Below are 7,467 nucleotides of genomic sequence, written 5' to 3'. Positions count from 1 at the left end.
GGGAATACGTTCCTTTGTGGGAGCGAGCCTGCTCGCGATGGCGGCCTGACTGACGCCGCAAATCAGAGCTTTATCAACACCGACTTCAATTCAGTGTAATGCTCGATCGCCGCATACCCCATCTCTCTCCCGACCCCGGACATTTTGTAGCCACCGAACGGCAGCGCCGGGTCCAGGGCGCTGTGGCAGTTGACCCACACCGAACCGGACTTGATCCGTGGAATCATCCGGTGCACCGCCGCCAGGTCATTGGACCAGATGCTCGCGCCCAAGCCATAAGGGCTGTCGTTGGCCAAGCGTAGCGCTTCGGCTTCGTCATCGAACGGAATCGCCACCAGCACCGGCCCGAAGATTTCTTCCTGCACCAGCGAATGTTTTTGATCGACGTCGACGATGACCGTCGGCTTGACGAAAAAGCCCGGCCCGAACTGCTCGCCACCGCAGGCGATGGTCGCGCCGCTTTCCCGACCTTTTTCGATGTAGCCGTAAACCCGCTCCTGTTGCCTTGCGGAGATCAAGGGGCCCATCTCGACGCTTGGGTCCAGGCCGTTGCCGAGTTTCATGGCGTTGGCGATGTCGCTGATGTCCGCCACCACATTGTCGAAATGCTTGCGTTGCACATACAGGCGCGAGCCGGCGCAGCAGACCTGGCCCTGGTTGAAGAAAATCGCGCTGGCGGCACCGGCGGCGGCGCTTGGCAGGTCGGCGTCGGCCATGACGATGGTCGGTGATTTGCCGCCCAGTTCCAGGGTGACACGGGTCATCGAATCCATGGCGATCTTGCCGATCTGCTTGCCCACGGCGGTGGAGCCGGTGAAGGTCAGCTTGTCCACCAGCGGGTTATGGGTCAGGGCCGAACCTGCGGTGATGCCGGTGCCGGTGATCACGTTGAACACCCCTTCGGGGTAGCCCGCTTCCAGCACAAGCTCGGCGAGTTTGAGGGCGGTCAGCGGCGTTTCGTCGGCGGGTTTGAGTACCACGGTGCAACCGGTGGCCAGGGCCGGGCCGAGTTTCCAGCAGGCCAGCAGCAGCGGGAAGTTCCAGGCGACGATGGCGCCGACTACACCCACCGCTTCGCGGCGGATGAAACTGTGGAACTGGTCGTTGGGCATCAGCGGCGCCGACACATCGACCGTGGAGCCTTCGATCTTGGTTGCCCAGCCGGCCATGTAGCGCAGGAAGTCGATGGACAACTGTACGTCCATCACCTGGGCAACGGCGGCGCTCTTGCCGTTGTTCAGGCATTCCAGCTGTGCCAACAGCTCGGCATCGCGTTGCATCAGGTCAGCGAGTTTCCACAACAGGTTCTGCCGCTCGCGGGGGCGGGTGCGGGTCCAGGCGGAATCATCGAATGCCTGACGAGCGGCAAGCACCGCACGGTCGACATCTTCCGGCGTGGCCCGTGGCACCACGCACAGTTCTTCGCCTGTGGCCGGGTTGTGCAGGCTCATGGTCTGGCCGTCGGCGGCCTCGACCCAATCGCCGCCGATGAGCATGCGCGGGGCGCGCTGGATAAATGCCGAAGTGACGGGAAGCAGGTTAGGGAGCGACATGGCGAGGCCTCTTGTTGTTCGTGTGAACGGAGCTTCGCAATGGCTGTGCCAAGTGTCCGGAAGGGCTGGTGAGCCCTTGTCTGGCGGGGGGGTTACCTAAGCCGGAGATACTCGGTGGTGCGATGCATTTGTCGCAAATCGCGACAGCTGTTGAGACGACGAACAGCCCGCCCGTCATCTTGAGACCCCCATTGGCGAGGAATAGAATTTCTTCGTTCGGTGGGTGAAGTGAGGGATCATTTTCCCGGCATTACTTCTGGCGTAAGGGAGGCAGCGATGAACCTTTCACCCCTGGAAATTCAAAGCATCATAGAGCGCAGTTTTCTACCCTCGGTATGCACCTGCAGCCTGGCGCCGGATCAGTCGCTGACGATTCGGGTCTGCGATTGCATGACCGGTGAGGTGGACCTGATCGCCACCCATGTTCCGCTGTGGAAACTGGACACCGTCCACGGGATCGCGACGCTGGTGGCGGAAATGCGGCAACAGATCGAGGCGCACAAAGGCGTTCAGCCAACGATCTACCACTGAGCCCGCGTCAGCCGCACCACGAGGGTGGTGCGGCCTGCGCCTGCGCCTCATGAGATCATTTTTCGCGAAATTTCCTCGAACGTGCTGCTATCTGCGGCAGCCAGCAACTTGCGATCATCCTTGAGCGTTGCCAGAAAAGTCACTTCGGTTTCCTTGCCCGCCAACATGAAGCCGGCGAATGCGCCGATCGGCCCGAGCAGCATGGCACCCGCCACGCCGAAGCCGATGGCTTCCTTGATGTTGTTGATCGATTCCTCGTTGGCCACTTCCAGGTTTTTGAATTTCGACAGCGGGAGCGTAATGCCGGGCCACGGGTGCAGCGACGTTCTCAGGGTAAAAACGCCATCCCGGTAATCTCCGTCACCCTGCAGAAAGTCCCCCGCCAGGACAGTGATGCTTGCCATTTTTTTTCCCCTTCCTGGCAATCGGTGAACAACCATTTCGCGCTTGCCGCTGCCGGTCGTCAATGGCCGGCCGATGAGCTGTTGCGGCAGGACATCTATGCTGTCTCAGACTGCAACAGCTGTCGCGATATTAGACGCCAGTGAGTGCGTCCAGGCATGGCTTTGTGCAGTCAAATCAACGCAAGTGATTGATTAAAAAGCTTATCGCCAAGCTGGCACGCTCCGTGTATTGCTCATCGCAGACGTTTCTCTTGCCTCCGTCAGCGGATCAACGCCGACGGCAGAAACCAAAAAAACGATAAGCCACAAAAATAAGAAAGCACCGTGCGAGGTTCGACGTTGATGAAGAGAAAACTCCGATCAGGCATGAGCGCCAGCCTGCTGGCCGTAGCGGCTTGCGTAGCGTTGCATTCGCCTCCCAGCCTGGCAGCCCGCGATGCCCAGACCATCCTCCAGCAAACTTGCCAAGGTTGTCACACCCCTGAAGCCGATAACGCCCTGAGCCGCATCAGCCACCAGCGCAAGACGCCGGAAGGCTGGCTGATGAGCATCGCCCGCATGCAGACCATGCACGGTTTGCAGATCAGCGACGAAGACCGGCGGACGCTGGTCAAGTACCTGGCCGACACCCAGGGCCTGGCGCCGAGCGAGACCGACGGCGTGCGCTACGCCATGGAGCGTCGTCTGAACACCGTCGAGCAGTTCGACGACCAGACCAGCCAGATGTGCGGTCGCTGTCACTCCGGGGCACGGGTCGCCTTGCAACGCCGTCCGGCCCAGGAATGGGAGCGTCTGGTGAACTTTCACCTCGGCCAATGGCCGTCGCTGGAGTATCAGGCACTGTCCCGCGACCGCGACTGGTTCGACCTGGCCCGCAAAGAAATGGTGCCGTTGCTGGCCAAGCGTTATCCGCTGGACAATCCGGCCTGGAAAAAATGGCTGAGTACCGCGCCGAAAAGTGAGGCGCTGGTGGGGGACTGGAGCTTCAGTGGTCACCTGCCGGGCAAAGGTGAGCTGGCTGGTGTGATGAGCGTGAGCGCTGACGGCAGCGACACCTTCAAGGTCAGCGTCAAGGGCCAATACACCGACGGCACGCCGTTCAACGGTGATGGCAGCGCGATTCTCTACACAGGTTACGAATGGCGCGGCAACGTCAGCATCGACGGCGTGACCATGCGCCAGGTGTTCGCCGCCCAGGGCAACGCCATGCAGGGGCGCATGTTCGAGGCCGAGCATGATGAGCGAGGTCTGGATTTTGTCGCAGCCAAACAAGGTTCCAGCCGTTTGTTGGCCGTTCAACCAGGTTATCTGAAGGCGGGCTCCGAAACCGAAGTCACCCTGATCGGCAGCGGCCTGACCGGCAAGCCGAACTTCGGCAAAGGCGTTGAAGTGGTTGAAATCGTCGAGCAGGGTCCGGCACGGATCAAGGTCAAACTCAAGGCCGCGGCCAACGCTCAGCCGGGCCTGCGCGCGGTCACCGTCGGCACGCTGAAAGGCCCGAGCCTGTCGGTCTACAACAAGATCGCCTCGGTCAAGGTGGTACCGGAATTCTCGGTGGCGCGGATCGGCGAGGGCGGGGGATCGACGCCGAAAGTCCAGGGCCGCTTCGACGCCGAAGCCTGGGGCAAGGGCGCCGATGGCAAGCCGTATCGCATCGGCGTGTTCCCGGCGCAATGGAAGGTCGAAGCCTTCGACGACCGCGCCAGGGAAGACGAAGACGTCAAGTTTGCCGGCACCATGCAGGCCGACACCGGCGTGTTCACACCGGGCGACGCCGGGCCGAACCCGGCACGCAAAATGTCCACCAACAATGCCGGCAACCTCAAGGTGATCGCCGCCGTCGACGACGCAGGCAAATCCCTGACCGGCGAAGGGCACATGATCGTGACCGTACAACGCTGGAACAATCCACCCATTCCATAAGTTGTTTGATCGTTCAACGGATCCAGACACTATTCGGAATGACCGCAAGCCCCGCCAAGCGGGGCCTGCACAGGAGGTTTGCCATGGGCGCTATCTTGAATCTGGTCGAACGCAACTTGCACGAAGTGCAGGTCGATGCCGACCGCATGCTGTTCCACATCCCCAGCAGTTCGCTGTTCGCCAGCGATGAACTGACGGGCACCATCATTGATACCTTGCGCGGCCCCGGCTGTTCGTCGGACGACCTGATCCAGCGCCTGGCCGCGCGCTTCAACGGCGAAGAAGTCACCGAGACCCTGCGCGAGCTGATGGCCCTGGAGCTGGTCAGCGACGGCTCGCCGCTGACTCCGGACATCGCCACCAGGCGCGTCGAGCGCACGGCAATCAATACCGTGGTGTTGAACGTCAACACCGGCTGCAACCTGAGCTGCACCTACTGCTACAAGGAGGACCTCGACAAGCCATCGGCCGGCAAGAAAATGGACGTCGAAACCGCCATCGCTTCGGTGGAAATGCTGCTCAAGGAATCACCGGAGGAAGAGCGTTTCACCGTGGTGTTTTTCGGCGGCGAACCGCTGAGCAATCGCAAGTTGATCGAGTACATGGTCGATTACTGTGAAAAGCGCTTTGCCGAGGCCGGCAAGTTCGTCGAGTTCGTCATGACCACCAACGCCACGCTGCTCACCGAAGAAACCGTGGACTATCTCAATGCCCACCGCTTCGGTTTGTCGGTGAGCATCGACGGGCCGAAGACCGTGCACGACCGCAACCGCATCACGGTGGGCGGGCAGGGCACTTACGATGTGGTGCGGCGCAAGGCCGAGATGCTGCTGTCGCGCTACAACAGTCGTCCGGTGGGTGCGCGGGTGACCTTGACCACCGGTGTCACCGACGTTGAAACCATCTGGGATCACCTGTTCAACGAACTGGGTTTTGCCGAGGTCGGTTTCGCCCCGGTGACCTCCGGCGACATCAGCAGCTTCAACCTGACCAGCGATGAACTGGTGCAGGTGTTCGCCAACATGAAGGCCCTCGGTCGACGCTACCTGGAAGCCGCGCTGGAGCACCGCAACATCGGTTTCTCCAACCTGCACCAGCTGATCACCGACATCCACGAAGGCCACAAAAAAGCCCTGCCGTGCGGCGCGGGCCTGAAGATGCTGGCGGTGGATCACAAAGGTGAGTTGAACCTGTGCCACCGTTTTACCGGTTCGAGCCTGCCGACCTTCGGCAACGTCCACAGCGGGGTGAAACAGATGGAGTTGAACGACTTTCTGTCTCAACGCCTGGACCGCACCAACACCGGTTGCGAAGACTGCCAGATCCGCAACCTGTGCTCCGGCGGCTGCTACCACGAAAGCTACGCCCGCTACGGCGACCCGACGCACCCGACCTACCACTACTGCGAACTGATGCGTGACTGGGTCGACTTCGGTATCGAGGTCTACACCCGGATCATGGCCCATAACCCTGCGTTCATCAGCAGCTACATCACTCCGCGCAAGGCTCACTGATATGAAACATCTCAAGGCAATCAATAACAAAGCGTTGAAGCTGGATCAGGCCGCGGATGAAAACCGCATCGAAGAAGTGGTGGCGATGAGTTCCGTGGCGGGCTGCGCCTCGACCACCGACCCGGGTTGGGAAATCGACGCGTTCGGCGGTGTGTCGTCGCTGTGCCAGCCGATGGAAGCCGACTTGTACGGCTGCTCCGACCCTTGCTGGTGGCCGGCCCAGGTGCCGGACATGATGAGCACCTACCCGGACTGGAACAAGGATGCCCAGGCGTCCAACGACAACTGGCGAAACCTCGGCACTGTCTTCCCGAAAGACAAGTGATTCGACAAGAAGAAGGATTCCAGCATGCACAGCATCAAAGCCTGCGGCCTGGCCGCTTTCGCCGTCCTGAGCACCTGTTCGCTCACGGTTCTGGCCGATGAAAACACTGCGTTGCAAGGCGGTCACGAGTACATGGTGACCACTAATTACCCGAACAACCTGCACGTGATCGACCTGGCCACCGACACGTTGTTCAAGACCTGCAAGATGCCGGACGCCTTTGGTCCCGGCACCGTGCAGCTGTCGCCGGATCGCAAGACTGCCTACGTGTTGAACAATCACTACGCGGATGTCTACGGCGTCGAACTGGACAGCTGCAAACAGGTGTTCCACGCCAGCATCACCCAGAAGCCAGGGGAGAAAGCCAAGTCGATGTTTGCCTTCACCGTCAGCCACGACGGCAAGGAGTTGTACACCGTCGCCAACCCGACCTTGATGCTCAATGATCGCTACGAAGTGCAGCCGCCGCGGCTCGATGTGTACGCGACCGACGCCGGCCTGGACGCCAAACCGGTGCGCAGTTTCCCGGCGCCCCGGCAGCTGACCATCATGCAGAGCGGTGACGACGGCACGCTGTACGTGGCGGGGGCGGACGTTTACAAGGTCAACGTGCAGACCGGCAAGTTCGACGTGCTGATCCCCAGCCGTCACTGGAAACGTGCGAACTACAGCGCGCCGGATGTGCTCTACGTGTGGAACCAGCAGACCTGGCGCCATGACTTCTCGCTGCTTTACACCACCGCGAAGTTCAAGGACAAGAAACAGGATCCGGCCACGGCGGAATACCTGTACGGCCTGTTCAGCGTTGACTTGAAGACCGGCAAGACCGAAACCACCGACTTCGGACCCCTGACCGAGATCTACTTCAGCGGCATGCGCTCGCCGAAAGACCCGAACCTGATGTTCGGTGTGCTCAATCGCCTGGCCAAGTACGACATCAAGGAGAAAAAGATGCTGCAGGCGGCGACGCTTGATCATTCCTACTACTGCATTTCCTTCAACAAGGACGGCAGCAAGATCTACCTGGCCGGGACGTTCAACGATGTGGCGATCTTCGATGCCGACAGCTTGAAACAGATCGGCAGCATCAAGTTGCCGGGCGGGGATATGGCGATCACCACGGCGCAGATTTTCGTGCGGTAATTACAGACGCCTTCGCGAGCAGGCTCGCTCCCACATTTTGATCGCATTCTTACTGAAAGAACTCGGTCAACTGT

7 protein-coding genes are annotated in these 7,467 nt (G+C 60.6%); 5 read left to right on the top strand and 2 right to left on the bottom strand.

Features of this window, described 5'->3' with window-relative positions:
• Positions 1–62: 62 nt before the first annotated feature.
• Positions 63–1,553, bottom strand: a complete 1,491-nt coding sequence (locus tag ACW9HW_RS27605; protein WP_457402473.1) for an aldehyde dehydrogenase family protein — start codon at positions 1,551–1,553, stop codon at positions 63–65.
• 276 nt (positions 1,554–1,829) lie between these two features.
• Here ACW9HW_RS27605 and ACW9HW_RS27600 point away from each other — a divergent pair, with 276 nt between their 5' ends.
• Positions 1,830–2,084, top strand: a complete 255-nt coding sequence (locus ACW9HW_RS27600) for a DUF1652 domain-containing protein (protein ID WP_457402471.1) — start codon at positions 1,830–1,832, stop codon at positions 2,082–2,084.
• A gap of 47 nt (positions 2,085–2,131) precedes the next feature.
• On the opposite strand, the gene ACW9HW_RS27595 is transcribed toward ACW9HW_RS27600, so the two are convergent.
• The gene (locus ACW9HW_RS27595) at positions 2,132–2,488 is read right to left on the bottom strand and encodes a hypothetical protein (RefSeq protein ID WP_457402469.1); all 357 of its coding nucleotides are present in this window, start codon (positions 2,486–2,488) and stop codon (positions 2,132–2,134) included.
• A gap of 342 nt (positions 2,489–2,830) precedes the next feature.
• Between ACW9HW_RS27595 and peaA the strand changes: the two genes are divergently transcribed.
• From peaA to peaD, 4 genes are all read left to right on the top strand, one after another.
• Positions 2,831–4,411 carry a quinohemoprotein amine dehydrogenase subunit alpha gene (gene peaA, locus ACW9HW_RS27590; protein WP_457402467.1) on the top strand — a complete coding sequence of 527 codons (1,581 nt, stop codon included), beginning with the start codon at positions 2,831–2,833 and terminating at the stop codon, positions 4,409–4,411.
• Positions 4,412–4,494: 83 nt separating this feature from the next.
• Complete coding sequence (gene peaB, locus ACW9HW_RS27585) at positions 4,495–5,925, top strand: quinohemoprotein amine dehydrogenase maturation protein (protein WP_095197353.1); 1,431 nt, start codon at positions 4,495–4,497, stop codon at positions 5,923–5,925.
• A 1-nt stretch (position 5,926) separates the two neighbouring features.
• The gene (qhpC, locus tag ACW9HW_RS27580) at positions 5,927–6,250 is read left to right on the top strand and encodes a quinohemoprotein amine dehydrogenase subunit gamma (RefSeq protein WP_008016081.1); all 324 of its coding nucleotides are present in this window, start codon (positions 5,927–5,929) and stop codon (positions 6,248–6,250) included.
• 24 nt (positions 6,251–6,274) lie between these two features.
• The gene (gene peaD / locus ACW9HW_RS27575) at positions 6,275–7,393 is read left to right on the top strand and encodes a quinohemoprotein amine dehydrogenase subunit beta (protein ID WP_457402465.1); all 1,119 of its coding nucleotides are present in this window, start codon (positions 6,275–6,277) and stop codon (positions 7,391–7,393) included.
• Positions 7,394–7,467: the final 74 nt, after the last annotated feature.

This window comes from Pseudomonas sp. SDO5532_S415 (genome assembly GCF_054071155.1).
The sequence above is the reverse complement of the archived record's forward strand: the minus strand, read 5'-3'. Positions and strand labels throughout refer to the sequence as shown.